This is a genomic window from Roseateles sp. P5_E1 (assembly GCF_054049335.1).
Genome location: NZ_JBFUMN010000004.1, coordinates 61,860 through 78,535, shown reverse-complemented (window position 1 = coordinate 78,535; position 16,676 = coordinate 61,860). Strand labels below are relative to the sequence as shown.

General features: G+C 69.9%; 13 protein-coding genes. 6 read left to right on the top strand and 7 right to left on the bottom strand.

Going from position 1 to position 16,676, the window contains the following annotated elements:
* The first annotated feature begins 31 nt into the window (after positions 1 to 31).
* The 3 genes from ACXJKJ_RS06220 to ACXJKJ_RS06210 all read left to right on the top strand — a co-directional run bounded on the left by ACXJKJ_RS06220 (position 32) and on the right by ACXJKJ_RS06210 (position 4,229).
* Positions 32 to 2,641, top strand: a complete 2,610-nt coding sequence (locus ACXJKJ_RS06220; protein WP_457352399.1) for a zinc-dependent metalloprotease — start codon at positions 32 to 34, stop codon at positions 2,639 to 2,641.
* Between the two features lie 92 nt (positions 2,642 to 2,733).
* Complete coding sequence (locus ACXJKJ_RS06215) at positions 2,734 to 3,156, top strand: CopG family transcriptional regulator (RefSeq protein ID WP_457389492.1); 423 nt, start codon at positions 2,734 to 2,736, stop codon at positions 3,154 to 3,156.
* Positions 3,157 to 3,209: 53 nt separating this feature from the next.
* Positions 3,210 to 4,229 carry an extracellular catalytic domain type 1 short-chain-length polyhydroxyalkanoate depolymerase gene (locus ACXJKJ_RS06210; protein ID WP_457389491.1) on the top strand — a complete coding sequence of 340 codons (1,020 nt, stop codon included), beginning with the start codon at positions 3,210 to 3,212 and terminating at the stop codon, positions 4,227 to 4,229.
* A gap of 9 nt (positions 4,230 to 4,238) precedes the next feature.
* On the opposite strand, the gene ACXJKJ_RS06205 is transcribed toward ACXJKJ_RS06210, so the two are convergent.
* Positions 4,239 to 5,465: an MFS transporter gene (locus ACXJKJ_RS06205; protein ID WP_457389490.1), complete on the bottom strand. Its 1,227-nt coding sequence runs from the start codon at positions 5,463 to 5,465 to the stop codon at positions 4,239 to 4,241.
* A gap of 14 nt (positions 5,466 to 5,479) precedes the next feature.
* Positions 5,480 to 5,857 carry a YciI family protein gene (locus ACXJKJ_RS06200; protein WP_457324161.1) on the bottom strand — a complete coding sequence of 126 codons (378 nt, stop codon included), beginning with the start codon at positions 5,855 to 5,857 and terminating at the stop codon, positions 5,480 to 5,482.
* Between the two features lie 179 nt (positions 5,858 to 6,036).
* Between ACXJKJ_RS06200 and ACXJKJ_RS06195 the strand changes: the two genes are divergently transcribed.
* From ACXJKJ_RS06195 to ACXJKJ_RS06185, 3 genes are all read left to right on the top strand, one after another.
* Entirely contained in the window at positions 6,037 to 7,053 is a 1,017-nt protein-coding gene (locus ACXJKJ_RS06195) for a LacI family DNA-binding transcriptional regulator (protein WP_056204811.1), read from the top strand.
* Between the two features lie 104 nt (positions 7,054 to 7,157).
* Positions 7,158 to 7,475, top strand: coding sequence for a hypothetical protein (locus ACXJKJ_RS06190; RefSeq protein ID WP_056204809.1), 318 nt, complete (start codon positions 7,158 to 7,160; stop codon positions 7,473 to 7,475).
* A gap of 75 nt (positions 7,476 to 7,550) precedes the next feature.
* On the top strand, positions 7,551 to 8,366 hold the full coding sequence (locus ACXJKJ_RS06185; RefSeq protein ID WP_457389489.1) for a CPBP family intramembrane glutamic endopeptidase: 816 nt from the start codon (positions 7,551 to 7,553) through the stop codon (positions 8,364 to 8,366).
* Here ACXJKJ_RS06185 and ACXJKJ_RS06180 read toward each other — a convergent pair.
* The 5 genes from ACXJKJ_RS06180 to ACXJKJ_RS06160 all read right to left on the bottom strand — a co-directional run bounded on the left by ACXJKJ_RS06180 (position 8,354) and on the right by ACXJKJ_RS06160 (position 16,655).
* Positions 8,354 to 10,312: a sialate O-acetylesterase gene (locus ACXJKJ_RS06180; protein WP_056204803.1), complete on the bottom strand. Its 1,959-nt coding sequence runs from the start codon at positions 10,310 to 10,312 to the stop codon at positions 8,354 to 8,356. The genes ACXJKJ_RS06185 and ACXJKJ_RS06180 overlap by 13 nt on opposite strands.
* Before the next feature lie 15 nt (positions 10,313 to 10,327).
* Positions 10,328 to 12,181, bottom strand: a complete 1,854-nt coding sequence (locus tag ACXJKJ_RS06175) for a glycoside hydrolase (protein ID WP_056204801.1) — start codon at positions 12,179 to 12,181, stop codon at positions 10,328 to 10,330.
* Positions 12,182 to 12,275: 94 nt separating this feature from the next.
* Positions 12,276 to 13,739, bottom strand: coding sequence for a xylulokinase (xylB, locus tag ACXJKJ_RS06170; protein WP_457389488.1), 1,464 nt, complete (start codon positions 13,737 to 13,739; stop codon positions 12,276 to 12,278).
* 2 nt (positions 13,740 to 13,741) lie between these two features.
* The gene (gene xylA / locus ACXJKJ_RS06165) at positions 13,742 to 15,058 is read right to left on the bottom strand and encodes a xylose isomerase (RefSeq protein WP_457389487.1); all 1,317 of its coding nucleotides are present in this window, start codon (positions 15,056 to 15,058) and stop codon (positions 13,742 to 13,744) included.
* Between the two features lie 43 nt (positions 15,059 to 15,101).
* A complete protein-coding gene (locus ACXJKJ_RS06160) occupies positions 15,102 to 16,655 on the bottom strand; it encodes an MFS transporter (protein WP_457389486.1) in 1,554 nt (517 codons plus the stop codon).
* Between the last annotated feature and the right edge of the window lie 21 nt (positions 16,656 to 16,676).

Here is a 16,676-nt window from a genome sequence, read left to right as displayed (position 1 = left end):
GCGCTGTGGTGCGCCGGACCCAAGGGATGCCATGAAAAACAAGACGCAAAGCCGGGCGCTGTCAGCCGCCCTGCTGCTGGCTCTGGCCGTTAGCCAGGCTTTCGCCCAAACGCCCCCCGCTCCGCCGGCCTCCGGCGCCTCGGCGCCCGCTGGCGCAACGCGCCCGGCGGCGCCCGACGTGACCGAGCCCAAGCCCTTCGACAAGGTCATCACGGCCGAGGCCAAGACGCAGGAGGGCCTGTTCCGCGTCCACAACCTCAAGAACAAGCTCTATTTCGAGATCCCCAAGGCCTTGCTGGAGCAGCCGCTGCTGATGGTGGCCAACGCCACCGCCGTGCCCGCGGGCCAGGATCATGTGGGGCGCACACTCAACCAGGACGTGCTGCGCTTCGTGCTCAAGCAAAACCGCGTGATGCTGCAGCTCGTGTCGCACGATGCGGTGAGCGCGCCGGGCAGCCCGATCGCGGACGCCGTGCGCCTGTCCCAGCGGGATGCCATCCTGGCGGTGTTTCCGGTGGAGGCTTTCGGCAAGGACGGCGCGCCGGTGATTGAGGTCACGCGGCTGTTCAACTCCGAAGTGGGCGATTTCAGCGCCCGTGCCATGGTGCGCGGCGGCGTGGACAGCAGCCGCAGCTACGTGGAGCAGACCAAGGCCTTCCCCGGCAGCGTGCGGGTGGACGCGGTGCATACCTACACCGTCATGCCGACGCCCATGCCCACGATACCGGGCCTGCCCGTGCTGCCGCAGATGCAGGCGGCGCGCAGCGTGTCGCTCAACCTGGCCTACAGCATCGTGCAACTGCCCCAGCAGCCCATGATGCCGCGCCTGCTGGACGACCGCGTGGGCTTCTTCAGCGTCAGCCGCACCGACTTCGGCGCCGGCGCGCACGAGGTCCGGCGCGAGCGCCTGATCACCCGTTGGAGGCTGGAGAAGAAGGACCCCGGCGCCGCGGTGAGCGAGCCGGTCAAGCCCATCGTCTGGTACATCGACAGGGCCACGCCCACCTCGCTGGTGCCCTATGTGAAGAAGGGCGTCGAGGCCTGGAACGAGGCCTTCGAGGCCGCGGGCTTCAAGAACGCCGTGCAGGCGCGGCCATTCCCCACGCCCGAGGAAGACCCGGAGTTCGACCCCGAGGACGTGCGCTACAGCGTCATCCGCTGGGTGCCGTCGCCCACCGCCAATGCCTACGGCCCGCACCTGGCAGACCCGCGCAGCGGCGAGATCCTGAACGCCAACATCGTGATGTTCCACAACATCGTCCAGCTGCAGCGCGACTGGTACGTCACGCAGGTGGGCCCACTGGACCCGCGCGCCCGCAAGCTGCCGCTGCCGGATGACCTCATGGGCGACCTGGTGGCTTTCGTCGTCACGCACGAGGTGGGGCATTCGCTGGGCTTCCCGCACAACATGAAGGCCAGCTCCCTGTACCCGGTGGACAAGCTGCGCGACCCCCAGTGGCTCAAGACCATGGGCCATGTGCCCACGCTGATGGATTACAGCCGCTTCAACTACCTCGTCCAGCCGGAGGACAACGTCGATCCCGCGCTGCTGATTCCCAAGATCGGCCCCTACGACGTGTTCGCCACCCGCTGGGGCTACACCCCCATCCCCAGCGCCAAGACGCCCGAAGAGGAGCGCCAGCAGCTCAACCTGTGGGCGCGCGAGCAGGACGGCAAGCCCTGGCTGCGCTTCAGCGCGCCCAAGGCCGAGGGCGGCGACTTCGGCGAGAACGCCGAGGCCGTCGGCGATGCGGACGCCGTGGCCGCCACCACGCTGGGCATGCGCAACCTGGAGCGCGTGGTCAAGATGCTGCCGGGCCTCGTGCCGCAGGACGGCAAGGACGACAAGACCCTGGAGGATCTCTACCGCGCCACCTGGACGCAGTGGCTGCGCGAACTCAGCCACGTGGCGGCCATCGTGGGCGGCTACGGCGTGCAGAACAAGCACAACGACCAGCCCGGCGCCATTGCCACGCCCGTGCCTCGCGCCCAGCAGGTTCGCGCGGTGAAGTTCCTGACCGGCCAACTGCTGGCCACCCCGCCATGGCTGCTGGACCCGGCCGTGACCCAGCGCCTGCGCGCGTCCGAGCCACCCGGCATGGTCAGCACCTCCCAGCGCAGCCTGCTGCGCATGATGCTGGACCCTGCCCGCACACAGCGCCTGGCAGCCCAGGAGGCGCAGTTCGGCGCCCAGGCCTACCGCCTGGACGAGCTGTTGTCCGAGCTGCGCCGCGGCGTGTTCACCGAACTCGCCAGCGGCGCTGCCATCGCCGCGCCGCGCCGCGGCCTGCAGCGCCACTATGTCGACACCCTCGCTGCGCGCCTCAATTTCACCGGCCTCAGCATTGCCGGCCTGATGGGCCTGGACGACGGCCAAGCCGTGGTGAGGGCCGAGCTGCGCGATCTCAAGGGTGTGATCAGTGCCAAGGCCACCAGCGGGGACCGCATCCAGCGTGCCCATCTGCAAGGCCTGGTGGACACCATCGACAAGGCCCTGGACCCCAGGTTCGCCCCTGCCGCCAACCCGCTGGCTTCGCTGCTGCGCGTCATCGGCTACCAGGCCGCGGATGCCTGGGAGCCCGCGGATCAATCGCAGTGCTGGCCCTGGCCTGCGCTGCTGCCCGGGCAGGACAGCGACTGATGCGGCCTGCCGCCCTTGGCTCGGCCGGGCGCTTTGAAACGCTTACAAGATAAGGCTAGTGGAATCCAAGTGGATGGTTGCATGATGGCGCCATGCCTGCCACACCTTTGCTTTCGCCCAGAACGGCCAAGCCCGTCGATGAAAAGCTGACCCTCAACATCGGCTGCGTCGATCTGGGCCAGATCGACTTGCTGGTCCAGGAAGGCTTCTATGCCAACCGCAGCGACCTGATCCGCACGGCCATTCGCAACCAGATCGCCACCCACGCGGAAGTGGTGCGCCAGGTCGTTTCGCGCAAGAGCATCGTGCTGGGCATCCAGCAGTTCAGTGCCGCAGACCTGGCGGAGGTCCAGGCGGCGGGGCAGAAGCTGCAGATCCGCGTGCTGGGCCTCGCCGTCATCGCGCCCGATGTCACGCCGGAACTGGCGCTCGCCACCATCGAGTCGCTGACCGTGCTTGGCGGCCTCCACGCCAGTCCCGCCGTCAAAACGGCCCTGGTCGGGCGGCTGCTTTAAGCCGGGGCGCTCGACTCTTGAAAGTCCCCATGCATCCGCAATTCGGTCAATTGATGAAGAACGCCACCGCGCTCACGCGTGCCGGCGACCTGCAGGCCGCGATGGCGGCCATCACCGAGGCGCTGGAACGCAGCGCAGCGCCGGTTCGCCCCTCCCCACCGTTGGATGACGCCGTCATTGACGTCGAAGCGCGTGTCATTGAAGAAGGGATGCCGGCGGCCGCTCCTGAAGTCAGCGCGAACTCGCAGTTCGTCAGCGGCCACTACACCCATCGCGCTGGTGTACGCGACTACCGCCTGTTCATCCCGCCGGCCCAGGCTGACAAGCCGCGCGCGCTGGTCCTCATGCTGCATGGCTGTACGCAGAATCCCGACGACTTCGCCAAGGGCACGCGCATGAACGCGCTCGGTGCCGAATACAACGCGCTGGTGCTTTACCCGGCACAGGCGCGCCAGGCCAATGCGCAGGGCTGCTGGAACTGGTTCAAGCACAACCACCAGGGCCGCAACCGCGGCGAACCCGCCTTGTTGACCGCGATGGTTCAGCACATCGCTGCCAGCCATGGCGTCGACGCCAAACACATCTTTGTGGCCGGCCTGTCCGCCGGCGGCGCGATGGCGGCGATCCTGGCCGACACGCACCCAGACGTCTTCGCCGCGGCAGGCGTGCACTCCGGGCTCGCTGCCGGTGCGGCGCGCGACCTGCCGGGCGCACTGGCCGCGATGCAGGGCCGGAGCAGCCCCACGCCGTCGGACAAGGCCAAATCCGGCGTGCGCATGATCGTCTTCCACGGCGATGCCGATGCCACGGTCCATCCGAGCAATGCCGACCAGGTGGCGGCCACCCACGGCTGCACCGCCGTCAGCGTGGATGAACAGCAAGGTCTCCAGCGCGGCGGGCGTTTTTGCAGGCGGCGGCTGCACAAGGACGCGCAAGGCCAGGTCGTGACCGAGCAATGGCTGGTGCGGGGTGCCGGCCACGCCTGGTCGGGCGGCGATCCGTCGGGCTCCTACGCGGACGCTCGTGGGCCCGATGCCAGCGCGGAAATGATGCGTTTCTTTTTCGAGCGTTGAGCGCAGCGCTCAGGCTGCCGCAGCAGCCAATGGGCGCCGTGGCAGGCGCATGAACATCAGCGCCGACAGGAAGGCGCCCATGCCCAGTGCGAATGCGCCGATGAAGAGCCAGGCGTAGCTCGAGAACGAGTCGTAGATCAGCCCGCCCAGCACCGGCCCCAGCGCCATGCCGATGCTGCTGGCCATGGTGGTGCCGCCGATCACCGTGCCCATCATGCGCAGCGGGAAGTTCTCGCGTGCGATGACGGCGAACAGCGGCATCACGCCGGCGTAGGTGAAACCGAACAGGGCGGCCACGGTGTAGAAGCTCTTCAGCTCGCGTGCATAGAGATAGCCGAGCACCACCACTGCCTGGGCCAGCAACGCCAGCACCAGCGTGCGCGCGGCGCCGAAGCGGTCACCGAGCAGCCCGAACACGAGGCGGCCGCCCATGCCGGCCAGCCCCTCCAGGCTGTAGATCGACACGGCGGCCATCAGCGGGATGCCGCAGGTGACGGCATAGCTCACGGTGTGGAAGATCGGCCCGGAGTGGGTGGCGCAGGTCAGGAAGCTGGTCAGCACCAGGATCAGGAAGGGTGCCGAGCGCACCGCTTGGCCGACGGACATGCCGGGTTCCTGGGCCTGGCCCGGCGTGGTGGCGGCCGCCGTCAGCGCCGGTGGCCGGCGCACGAGCATCGCTGCCGGCAGCATGATGACGGCCACCAGCGCCGCGACGATCTGCAGCGTGCTGCGCCAGTCGTGGCCCTGCACCAGCCAGGCCACCAGCGGCGACATGGTCAGCGGCGCCATGCCCATGCCCGCCGACACCAGGGAGACGGCCAGGCTGCGCCGCGTGTCGAACCAGCCGGTGACGCAAGCCATCAGCGGCGCAAAGATCGCCGCCGCGCTGACGCCGACGATGGCGCCGAAGCAGAGCTGGAAAGCCACGAGCGAGGTGGCGAGGCTGGCCAGCACGAGGCCGGCGGTGAGGAGCAGGGCACCCGTCACCACCACGAGGCGCGGGCCGACGCGGTCGGACAGGGCTCCCCAGAACATGCTGCCGACGGCCAGCGCCACGAAGGCAACCGTCATGGCGGTGGAGATGCCCGTGGTGGACCAGCCCGTGTCCAGGGCGATGGGCCGCAGCAGCACGGGCAGGGAAAACAGCGCGCCGATCGCCACGCAGCCGAGCAGGCCGCCCGCGGCGACGATGATCCAGCGGTAGTGCTCGCGCAGGGACGTTGACCAGGAGGGCATGGCCGGTCCTTTCTTCAGGAAACTGAATGGGTGCAGCCCTCTCCGGGGCCGTCGATCTGGCGCAGTTCGCACACGAGGTCCCAGCCGGTGCCGTGCAGGCGAAGGAAACGCTGGGTCAGCTCGAATGCCTCGGCACGGGAGGGCGCCTCGAAGATGGCGTAGCCGGCGATCACCTCCTTGGTCTCGGTGAAGGGGCCGTCCACCACCGAGAGCTGGCCGTCGCGGTGCAGGCGCACGCGCACGCCTTCGGAGGAGGGCCGCAGCCCGGCGGTGCTGACCAGCTGCCCCGAGCGGGTCAGCTCGTCGATCAGCTGGCCCATGTCGGCCATCAACTGCTCGGTGGGGCCTTGGCCGGTGGTTTCGTCGGCGCGGATCATCGAAAGAAATCGCATGGTCGGGTCTCCAGGAGTCACGGCGCGGCGGAACGATTCCACCGTCTCATCCCACGACGAACAACGGCCCGCGAAATCGACAAGCGATCTGCCGCGGCCTCCCCCGCTTGCTCAATTGCAGATGTTGGTGCACGATTGCACACCGGTTGACAACGCTGTCATTTCTGTTTGATGGTTCGATGAAAAGTCACTCCCCCTCTTCCCATGCCGCCACCCTGCGCATGGTGGCCGACGCCTCCGGCGTGTCGACGACGACGGCCTCGCGCGTGATCAACAACGCGCCGCATGTGCGCCCCGAAAAGCGCGACGCCGTGCTCGCGGCCATCGCGCGGCTGGGCTTCGTGCCCAACACGATCGCGCGGGCGCTGGCCGATGGGCGCTCCCGCACCATCGGCATCGTCGTGCAGCACTTCGAGAGCCCCTGCTATGCCTGGACGCTGCGCGGCGTCGAGGAGGCGTTGTCCAAGGCTGGCTATGGCCTCGTCGTCGCCAGCGGGCATTGGGACCGGCGCGAAGAGGAGCGCTGCGTGCAGTCGCTGAAGGCACGCCGCGTGGACGGCATCATCGTGCTGACCGGCACGCTGGACGACCGCTTCCTGACCGAGCTGGCCCTGGAGCTGCCGGTCGTGGCCACGGGCCGGGAACTGCGGGCACCGGGCCTGCACAGCCTGCACTCGAACGACTTCGAGGGCGCCCGCGCCGCGACGCGGCATCTGCTGCAGCGCGGCCACCGGCGCATTGCTCACATCACCGGCGACCCGACGCACCCGGACGCGCTGGAGCGCGAGCAGGGCTACCGGGCGGCGCTGGAGGAGGCCGGCATTGCGCTGGACCGGGCGCTAGTGCAGCGGGGCAACTACCAGGAAGCCAGCGGCGAGCGCGCCGCGGAAGACCTGCTGCGCCGCGGCATCGAGTTCTCGGCCCTCTTCGCCGCCAACGACCAGATGGCCACCGGCGCCGCCCAGGCGCTGTACCGGCACGGCCTGCGCATTCCCGAGGACGTCTCTGTCGTCGGCTTCGACGACGTGCTGGCCGCGGCCCATGCCTGCCCGCCGCGCACGACAGTCAACCTGTCGCCGGCCGAACTGGGCCGCCGCGCCGCCGCGGCCATGCTGGACCTGCTGGCGCATCGCCGGCCCAGGGCCGTCGCGCCCGAACCCGAGTTGGTGGTGAGGTTGTCGACGCGCTTTGTCTGAAGCCATGGCGCCTGCATGGCCAGCGGATGTAATTGGCACAGCGTCCTACAACACTGCGAACCTCAGCGTCGCATGGTGGGATCTTTCCACTCCCGGAGACCGCCATGCCCCGAGGTGACAAATCGTCGTACACCGACAAGCAGAAACGCCAGGCCGAGCACATCGAAAGCGGCTATGAACACCGCGGCGTGCCCAAGGAAGAAGCCGAGGCCCGCGCCTGGGCGACGGTGAACAAGGAGACCGGCGGCGGCAAGAAGTCGGGCTCCGGTCGCGGCCAGCCCGAGAACCACGAGCCCTCGCGCAAGGGTGGCCGCCTGGGTGGCAAGGCCGCGGCCAGCCGCACGGCGGCCGAGCGATCGGCGTCGGCCAAGAAGGGCGCCGAGACCCGCAAGCGCAACGCCGCGGCACGCACGCATCATTGAGGCCGTCATCGACGGCGGTGCCTGGCAGGCGGTCAAATGGACCGCTGGGTATCGCACGCTCCTCGACAGGCTTCAATGACCACCTTCCCGTTCCCGCCTGGAAGTCCTGCGCCGCTGGCGCCTTCAACATCGATTCGCCGGGCGCTGCTGTTCCTGTTGATCTGCGCGCCGATTTGGGCGGTGCCGAGCCTCATCGCCGTCGGGCATCCGATCGTGCTGGTCGGGGCCGCCATTGCGCTGAGCCATCTCTTCCTGCGGTACGAGGGGCGTTCTCTCGCGGTACTTGGCCTCGATGCGTCGTGGCGCCGGCTGGGGCAGCTAGGCGCCGGGTTTGCGGGCGGGGCGCTGCTCATCGTGATGATCGCGCTCGTGACGCGGCTCGTGCTGCCCATCCCCTGGGCATGGAACCCGCACTTCAGCGCGGGCATGGCGGCGTGGTCGCTGCTCTGGCTGCTGTCCGGCAACGCCGTCGAGGAGCTCGTGTTCCGCGGCTACAGCTTCGAGCGGCTCATCGCTGGATGGGGCCACTGGCAGGCGCAGCTCTTCACCGCGCTGCTGTTCGCGGTGTTCCATGTCGTCAACGGCTGGCCCTGGCAGGTGGCGCTGCTGGGCACCACGGTGGGCTCGCTGTTGTTCGGGCTGGTGTTCGTGCGCTGGCGCAGCGTTCCCGCGGCGGCGGGCGTGCACGCCGCGGTGAACTGGACGCGGGACCTGCTGCTGACTGATCCGCCGACCGTGAAGACGCTGCTGGCACCGCTCTCGCCACGGCCATGGACGGCGGGCGAGCAGCTGAGCACGATGCTGCTGATGGACGGTGCCTTCCTGCTCGTGTGCATCGCGCTTGCGATCTCGATCAAGCGCCGACGGCTCTCCGCTGCTCAGTCGGGGTAGCGCCGGCCTTGCGTCTCCAGCGCCCAGCTGTCGCTGCGCCAAGGCGCCATCGGCAGCCCGTCGCCGCCGATCAGGTTGGCCTCGCTGGGGTTGTCGACCCAGGCGTAGCGCGCCGCCGCCGGTGCGGCCACGGCCGGGCTGCTCAACACGATGACATCGGTGCCCTCCAGCCGCGCCTGGGCCGGTTGCCAGCGCTGGTCGGCACCCGCCAGCAGGAAGCCGCGCAAGGCTTCGCCGGCCCGGGCCGTGCGCAGGCCGCCGGCGGTCTGCGCAAAACGCAGCCGCAGCTCATTGCCGCGCACCTCGGTGCCGGTCAGGCGCGGCCCCGTGGCGGGCGACGGGCGCAGGCCCAGCTCATGCATGGCCAGGGCGGCCAGGCGTTGGCCGACGCTGCGCTTGTTGCGGGGGTGGATGTCGGCCGCGTCGCCGATGTCGATGGCGACCGCCATGCCGGTGTGCGGCAGGGCCAGCGCGGCGGCCTGGGCCTCACGCAGTTCGGCCCAGCCACCGTGGCCGGGCCGGTTGTCGGCCAGCGGCAGGAAGGCGGCCAGCTGCACGAAGAGGAAGGGCAGCTCGGGGGCCTGGAACTGGGCGCGCCAGTCCTGGATCAACCGCTTGAAGCCGTCGGCGTAGGCGGCTGCGCGGCCGGTGTTGCTCTCGCCCTGGTACCAGAGCACGCCGCGCACGCTCAGGCCCTGCAGCGGTGCGATCAGGCCGTTGTGGGCCAGCGTGGGCGCGTCGTTGGCCGTGGGCCCGGTGTTGGCGCTGGCCTGCTCGACACGCGCCCGCCAGGCGCCGGCCAGCGGCAGGCTGCCGGCCGCCGTGTCCAGCCGCAAGGCCGCCGCGTCGCCGTGGAAGCCTCCGCCGCCGCCGGTGTCGGTGATGCGCACGGCGATCCAGTTGGCGCCGGCCCGCAACAGGCCCGGCGCCAGCTCGTAGCGGCGCGGCTGGTCGTAGCCGCACTGGCCGCCAACGCGCTGGCCGTTGACCCAGACCTCGTCGCAGTCATCGACCTTGGCGAGGTGCAGCTGCGCGGCGCCGGCCGCCTGCGTGGCGCTGAGCTCGATGCGCCGGCGCATCCAGACGATGCCGTCCAGGTCGGGCAGGCCTTGCGATTCCCAGACCTGCGGCGCCTGCAGCGTCGGCCAGGCGGTGTCGATGTCGGCGGCGGCCGACCAGCCGCTGGCGTCCACGCCCTGCCAGGGCAGGCCCGGCTGCCAGGCCGCGACCGCGGCCTCGATGCGCTCACGGCGCGCGCGGGCGAAGGCTTTCTCGTCGGCCGGCAGGGCCTTGACTGCCGGCGCCAGGTCCGGGTCGCGCAGGGCCGCTTCGCGGCGCACCCAGGTCTCGAGATGGGAGCCGCCCCAGGCGGTGTTGATGAGGCCGATGGGCACGCCCTGCACGGCCTGCATCTGGCGCGCAAAGTGGTAGCCGACGGCGCTGAACTCGCCCACGGCGCCGGGCTGGGCCACCTGCCAGGCGGCGGGCGCGATGTCGGCTTGCGGCTGCAGGCTGGCGCGCAACGGCACGCGCAACTGGCGCAGCTGCGGATTCTGCGGCGACGCGACCTCCTGCGGCCCGGTGTCGGTGGTCGCCAGCGGCCACTCCATGTTGGACTGGCCGGACAGCAGCCAGACATCGCCGATCAGCACGTCGCGCAGCTCCACCGTTTGGTCGCCCTGCACGCGCAGGCGGTGCGGGCCGCCGGCGGGCAGGGGAGGCAGCTGCGCGCGCCAACGGCCGTCGGCGGCGACTTGCGTGCGGGCCTGGTGCCCGGCCAACTCGACGGTCAGCGTCTGGCCGGGCGTGGCCTGGCCCCACAGGCGCAGCGGGCGCTCGCGCTGCAGCACCATGTGCTCGCCGAACACGGGGGCCAGGCGCACCTCGGCCTGAGCGGTGGCGGCCAGTACGGCCAGCAGGGCAGGCAGCAGGACAGTCTTCTTCATCGGGGTGTCTCGTTCTTATGGGGTGACCAGGGTGGTGAGGCTTTTGGCCGGCAGCGTCAGGCTCAGGCGCCCGGCCGTGGCGGACAAGGCCGCCTGCCGCTCGAAACGGGCGGTGGCGGTCGTGACATAGGGCGTCCAGCTGCTGTCCGCGCGGCCGGCCAGGGCCAGGTCCAGGGTTTGCGGCTGGCTGCCGTCGTTGATCAGCACCAGTACGGCGCGCGGGCTGGCGGCGCCGGCCGGCGAGGCGTAGGCCGACAGCCTCACGCCCGGCAGCGGCTGGGCGGTGGCCTCGACGCGCTGCAGCCCGGGGCGGATGAAGTAGGCGTAGTGCTTGAGCCCCAGGCCAAAGTGGTTGGGCCGGTTGGCGGCGTCGATGAGGCCGGTGGGCTGGGCGTCGTTGGCGTTCACCAGCCACCAGTGCACGTAGGCGTTGTACTGGCCGAGGGTGAAGCCCTCGTGCACCTCGCGCGCGATGGCCAGGGCGTCGTCGATGCCGGTGGCCCAGGCCGTGGCCGTGCCGGACTTGTTGACCGAATCCAGGAAGTGCTCGGTCATCCACACGGGACGGCCCTGTGCGCCCTCGGCCGCCTGCGGCACGCCGCCGTAGAGATGGCCGCCGAGGACGCCGATGCGCGCGGCCACGGCGGGGTCGGCCAGCAGAGCCTCGGTGGTGGCGGGGGAAAAGTTCAGCGACTCGGGCGCCATCAGCAGCGTCTTCGTGCCGGCCACGGCCGCCGCGCCGTGGTTGGCGATCCAGGCCTTGAGCTCGTCGGCATTCCACAGGCAGGACTCGTAGTCGGCCGGGTCCCAGTCGGGCTCGTTCTGCGGCGAGACCGCGTAGAGGCTGACGCCGCGGCTCGTGGCGTAGCGCAGGTAGGCGTTCAGGTACTCGGCATAGGCGGCGTAGGCGGCCGGGTCCAGCCGCCCGCTCCACAGCGGGTCGCGCCGCTCGGGATTGGCGAGCTTCATCGAGGCGGGCGGCGTCCAGGCGGATGCGAACACCAGGGCTCCGCGCGCCTGGGCAGCGACGGCATTGCCCATCTCGGCGCTCCAGGCGCCGGTGTCGGCGGTCCGGGCGGTGGCGTCCCAGGCCGCGGGGGCGATGCGCAGGCGCAGGATGCTCAGGCCGAGGGCGTCATCGCCCTGGGTGCCGAACAGCACGTCCGCGCGGGCGGCGGCCATGGGCGTGTAGTACCAGGCCGCCGAGCCGCCGAAGCCCTGGATGGTCTGGCGCGCCGCGCCGAAGTCAACGCTCGCGGTGGCTGCCGCGGGCTTGACGCTCAGCAGGGTCTGCACCCAGCCGGGCTCGTAGTGGGCCGTGTCCTGCGGCAAGAAGCGGGCGCGCAGCACAGTGCTGCCCGGTGTGGCGCTGGCCTGGCTCAGCGGCCGGCCGTCCAGCAGGCTGAACGAGGCCGGGTCGGCCGCGCCCTGCACGCCGTAGAGGGCGCGGGGTGCGCTGCCCATGGTGGCGGCCGTCACGGCGGCGCCCTGCACAACCGCCCCGGGCGCGTCCCAGCGCAGCGCCGGTCGCGCCTTGTCGACCCGCAACGGGCGGCTGAGCGTGACGCTGCGGTAGCGGGTCGCGTCCTGGGGCGTGAAGACCAGGCTCAGCGTCTGGCTGCCCACCTCGGGCCGGCTGCCGGTGGCCGGCGTGTAGGCATAGCTGCCGGCCACGCTGGCCTTGGCGTTGAGCTCGGCGGCGCTGAGCGTGGTGCCCCAGGTGATGGCGGCCGGTGCGGGCCAGGTCAGCTCGGGCGTCAGCAGGGCCGGCGTGCTGGCCGGGGGCTGTTCGGCGGCACCGCCTCCACCGCCGCCGCATCCGGCGAGCAAAGCGAGGAGCAGGGCGGCGAAGGCGGTGGTGGGGCGCATGCGCAGGACTTGGTGCTGGTGAGAGCAGATCAGTTGTCTGAGCGCTTCAGTGTCGGCGATGCATGGCGCGAAGCCGCCCGCCTGGCAGTGACGCTCAGCTGAACTCGGCCCGCAGCGCGCCATACAGGCGCTGGAAGCGCTCAAAACGCGGGCGCAGTTCGGCGGCCAGCGCGGCATCGGGCTCGGCCACGCGGGCGATCTCGGGCGTGCGGCAGACCTCGTCGACGCTGCCGCCACAGGCCAGCCAAGCCAGGCGCGCCGCACCGAGCGCGCCGCCGGCTTCGGCACCCACGCCATTGACGAGGCGGATGTTCAGCAGCGAGGCGAGCAACTTCGCCCACCACTCGCTGCGCGCGCCGCCGCCCACCAGCCACAGCGACTCGGCCTTGCCGCCGCCGGCCTGCAAGGCCTGCCAGCCGTCCAGCAGGCCAAAGCCCACGCCTTCGAGCACCGCGTAGCCGAGGGCCGCGGCATCGTGCTCATGCGCGAGGCCGAAGAACACGCCCTGCGCATTCGCGTTGTTGTGCGGTGTGCGTTCGCCGCTCAGGTACGGCAGGAAGAGGGGCGCGCGTTCACGCTGGGCCGGTGTGAGCTGGGCGACCTTGGCGATCAGTTCGGCCTCGCTCGATTCCTTGAGCAGCAGCGTCACCCAGCGCAGCGCACTCGCCGCGCTGAGCATGACGCTCATCTGGTGCCAGGTGTTCGGCAGCGCATGGCAGAAAGCATGCACTGCACGCGCCGGGTTGGGGCTGAAGGCCTCGTTGCACAGGAAGATGACGCCCGAGGTGCCGAGAGACAGAAAGCCCTGGCCTGGCTTGACGACGCCCATGCCGACGGCGCTGGCCGCGTTGTCGCCACCACCGCCCGCAATCGGGATGCCCGCGCGCAGGCCCCAGCGTTCGGCCAACTCGTGCTTCAAGCCAGCGCTCGGGTCGCTGCCTTCCACCAGCCGCGGCATGTGGCTCTCGTTCAGCCCCGTCAGCGCCAGCGCCTCGGGCGACCAGCGGCGGCGAGCGACGTCCAGCCACAGCGTGCCGGCGGCGTCACTCATCTCGCTCACAAAGGAGCCGCTCAAGCAAAGGCGCAACCAGTCCTTGGGCAGCAGCACCTTGGCCACGCGGGCGAACAGCTCGGGTTCGTGCTGGCGCATCCAGGCGAGCTTCGGCGCCGTGAAGCCCGGCATCGCCAGGTTGCCGGTGATGGCCGGCAGCTCGGGGCAGGCGGCCATCATCTCGGCGCATTGCGCGGCGCTGCGGCCGTCGTTCCACAGGATGGCCGGCCGCAGCACGCGGTCGGCGTCGTCCAGCGTGACGGCCCCATGCATCTGTCCCGACAGGCCGATGCCGCGCACCCTTGCGAGGGCGGATGCGTGGCTCTGGCCGAGTTGCGCCATGCCTTGATCGAGCGCGGCCCACCAGGCAGCGGGGTCCTGCTCGCTCCACAGCGGCTGCGGACGCTGCACGGTCAGCGCGACGCCGGTGGTCGCGACGATGTGGTGCTGCTCGTCCAGCAGCAGCAGTTTCAGCTCGGAGGTGCCGAGGTCGATGCCGAGAAACATGCTTAAACGAAAGCGTTGACGACGTTCTCCAGGCGCTCCTGGCGGCCTGAGCGAGCGACCGGCGAGATGCCTTGCGCGTGAACTACGGCAGCGAGCTCGTCAAGGCTGGCGCCCGCCTGGATCTTCTGGCCCAGCTCGCCGTTCCAGCCCGCATAGCGATCGCCCACGGCCTTCTCCAGCTGACCGCTCTCGTACAGCGCCGCCGCGCTCAGGAAGGCGCGGGCCATGGTGTCCATGCCGCCGATATGGCCTTCGAGCTGGTCAGTCGGGTCGATGGACTGGCGGCGCACCTTGGCGTCGAAGTTGGTGCCGCCGGTCGTGAAGCCGCCCGCGCGGATGATCTCCAGCATGGCCGGCACCAGAGCCGCGTGGTTGTTGGGGAACTGGTCGGTGTCCCAGCCCAGCTGCTCGTCGCCGCGGTTGGCGTCGATGGAGCCGAAGATGCCCAGGGCGCAGGCAGTGGCGACTTCATGCTCGAAGCTGTGACCGGCCAGCGTGGCGTGGTTCACCTCCAGATTGACCTTGACCTCGTTCTCCAGGCCATAGGTCTTCAGGAAGCCGTAGACCGTGGCGCTGTCGTAGTCGTACTGGTGCTTGGTGGGTTCCTGCGGCTTGGGCTCGATCAGGATGGCGCCCTTGAAGCCGATCTTGTGCTTGTGCTCGACGACGGCGCTGAGGAAGCGGCCGTACTGCGCCAGCTCGCGCTTGAGGTCGGTGTTCAGCAAGGTCTCGTAGCCTTCACGGCCGCCCCACAGCACGTAGTTCTGGCCGCCCAGGCGATTCGTCCACTCGAGCACGTGCTTCACTTGCGCTGCGGCGTAGGCGAAGACCTCGGGGTCGGGGTTGGTGGCCGCGCCGCTCATGAAGCGCGGGTTGGAAAACAGGTTGGCCGTGCCCCAGAGCAGGCCGATCTTCTGGTCCTGCATCTTCTTGGCGGCGGCTTCGAGCAGGCCGTCGAGGATGCGGTTGGACTCAGCCAGCGTCGCGCCTTCGGGGGCCACGTCGCGGTCATGGAAACACCAGTAGGGCAGGCCGAGCTTGCCGAAGAGGTCGAAGGCGGCATCCAGTTTGATCTTGGCGGCCGCGACGGCGTCAGCCTCGGCGAACCAGTTGCGTTGATGGGCGGTGGCGCCCAGGCCGAAGATGTCCTCGCCCTTCCAGCAGAAGTTGTGCCAGTAGCAGACGGCCGGTCGCAGGTGCTCGGCCAGCGTCTTGCCCATCACGACGCGCTTGGCGTCATACCAGTGGTAGGCCAGCGGGTTGGTGGACTGGGGGCCTTCGTAGGGGACGGTGGGGAGGTCGGAATAGGCGGTGCTCATGGCGGGTCCTTACTGCGGGATCAGGGAAGGGTGGTGAAAGAGGTCAGGCGGTGGCCGGTACGGCATTGGCCGGGCCGTCGTCATCAGGGCCGGCACCGGCCTTCTGGCGGCGCTGGGCCAGCTCGTCGGCCATCGTCAGCGTGGTCTGCTTGGTCAGCTTGTTGGCGAGCATGCAGACTGTGCAGGCCGCAAACAGCAGGCCGACAAAGATGCTGGACATGAAGCGGTAGCCCTCAATGGCATTGGGCGCCGAAGCTTGCTGGGTGTCGTAGCCGAAGAAGCCGGCCAGGATCCACAGCAGGGCCGCCGAACCGATGGCCAGGCCTGCCTTCAGCGAGAAGCCGATGGTGGCGAAGACCATGCCGGTGAAGCGCCGGCCGGTCTGCCACTCTGAGTAGTCCGCCGCGTCGGCATACATGGCCCACATGACGGCGCAGGTCGGCGCATAGACGACGGAGCCCAGGAAGGCCAGGCCCACCATGCCCCAGGTAGCGGTGGGCGGCAGCAGGTAGAGGGCGGAGGCAGTCAGCGTCGACAGCGCGAAGCAGGTGATGGCGACCGTGCGTTTGCCGAAGCGCGCGGACAGGCCCACCGACAGCATGATGACGACGATGGTGGTGCCTGTGCCCACCATGTTGACGATGCTGTTGAACACGTCGGCCGCGTTGGAGCTGGCCAGTTGGTCGCGCGTGCCGTGCACGATGTAGCCCAGGCTGTCGGCCAGGCTGCCGGTGCCTGCCGCGTCGGGCGTCGTCAGGCCCAGGGCTGCAACGAAGTCGAACATGGCGGCCTTGTCGGCGTAGTGGTGGTAGTAGTTGTAGTGGGCGCCGCCGCGCAGCGCCAGCAGCGCAAAGTGGAAGAGCGTGTAGGCCACCAGCGCGATCCACGGGCCGTTCTTCAGCAGGTCGCTGAAATCCTGCCTGGGCGAGGACTTGGCCTGCGCGATGGGCTTGATGCGCTCCTTGGTCGTGAAGAAGGTGACCATGAAGAGCAGCAGGCAGGCCGCGGCCCAGATCGTCATCGTGACCTGCCAGCCGTGGGCGCGGTCGGCGCCTTGCGCGAACTTGGCCACCAGCGGCAGCGTGAAGCCGCCGACGACGAACTGCGCGACGTTGACCGACACGAAGCGGTAGGAGTTGAGCTTGGTGCGCTCGTTCAGGTCCGCCGTCATGACGCCGCCCAGGGCCGAGTAGGGCATGTTGTTCATCGAGTACAGCGTCATCAGCAGCGTGTTGGTGATGCCCGCATAGGCCACCACCATGCCGGTGCTCCAGCCCCAGGCCGGGTCCGGCGACGTGTAGGCCAGCACCATGACGACGGCCCAGGGCACCGAGGTCCACAGCACCCAGGGGCGGAACTTGCCCCAGCGGGTCTCGGTGCGGTCGGCCAGCACGCCCATGACGGGGTCGAAGATGGCATCCCACAGCCGCGGCCACAGCAGGATGGCGGCGGCCGTGCTCGCGCTCAACCCGAACACGTCGGTGTAGAAGTTGAGCTGGAACAGGATCATGGACATGAAGACCAGGTTCGCAGCCGCGTCGCCGCAGCTGTAACCGGCCTTCTCCATGAAGGACAAGGGCTGGTGGGTGGTGGCCATGGGGTGTCTCGTGTCGTTTTA

What these genes read in the sequence shown, in the direction of transcription:
- ACXJKJ_RS06220 (WP_457352399.1), top strand. Translation starts at nt 32, where the DNA reads ATGAAAAACAAGACGCAAAGCCGGGCGCTGTCAGCCGCCCTGCTGCTG.
- ACXJKJ_RS06215 (WP_457389492.1), top strand. Translation starts at nt 2,734, where the DNA reads ATGCCTGCCACACCTTTGCTTTCGCCCAGAACGGCCAAGCCCGTCGAT.
- ACXJKJ_RS06210 (WP_457389491.1), top strand. Translation starts at nt 3,210, where the DNA reads ATGAAGAACGCCACCGCGCTCACGCGTGCCGGCGACCTGCAGGCCGCG.
- ACXJKJ_RS06205 (WP_457389490.1), bottom strand. Translation starts at nt 5,465, where the DNA reads ATGCCCTCCTGGTCAACGTCCCTGCGCGAGCACTACCGCTGGATCATC.
- ACXJKJ_RS06200 (WP_457324161.1), bottom strand. Translation starts at nt 5,857, where the DNA reads ATGCGATTTCTTTCGATGATCCGCGCCGACGAAACCACCGGCCAAGGC.
- ACXJKJ_RS06195 (WP_056204811.1), top strand. Translation starts at nt 6,037, where the DNA reads ATGAAAAGTCACTCCCCCTCTTCCCATGCCGCCACCCTGCGCATGGTG.
- ACXJKJ_RS06190 (WP_056204809.1), top strand. Translation starts at nt 7,158, where the DNA reads ATGCCCCGAGGTGACAAATCGTCGTACACCGACAAGCAGAAACGCCAG.
- ACXJKJ_RS06185 (WP_457389489.1), top strand. Translation starts at nt 7,551, where the DNA reads ATGACCACCTTCCCGTTCCCGCCTGGAAGTCCTGCGCCGCTGGCGCCT.
- ACXJKJ_RS06180 (WP_056204803.1), bottom strand. Translation starts at nt 10,312, where the DNA reads ATGAAGAAGACTGTCCTGCTGCCTGCCCTGCTGGCCGTACTGGCCGCC.
- ACXJKJ_RS06175 (WP_056204801.1), bottom strand. Translation starts at nt 12,181, where the DNA reads ATGCGCCCCACCACCGCCTTCGCCGCCCTGCTCCTCGCTTTGCTCGCC.
- xylB (WP_457389488.1), bottom strand. Translation starts at nt 13,739, where the DNA reads ATGTTTCTCGGCATCGACCTCGGCACCTCCGAGCTGAAACTGCTGCTG.
- xylA (WP_457389487.1), bottom strand. Translation starts at nt 15,058, where the DNA reads ATGAGCACCGCCTATTCCGACCTCCCCACCGTCCCCTACGAAGGCCCC.
- ACXJKJ_RS06160 (WP_457389486.1), bottom strand. Translation starts at nt 16,655, where the DNA reads ATGGCCACCACCCACCAGCCCTTGTCCTTCATGGAGAAGGCCGGTTAC.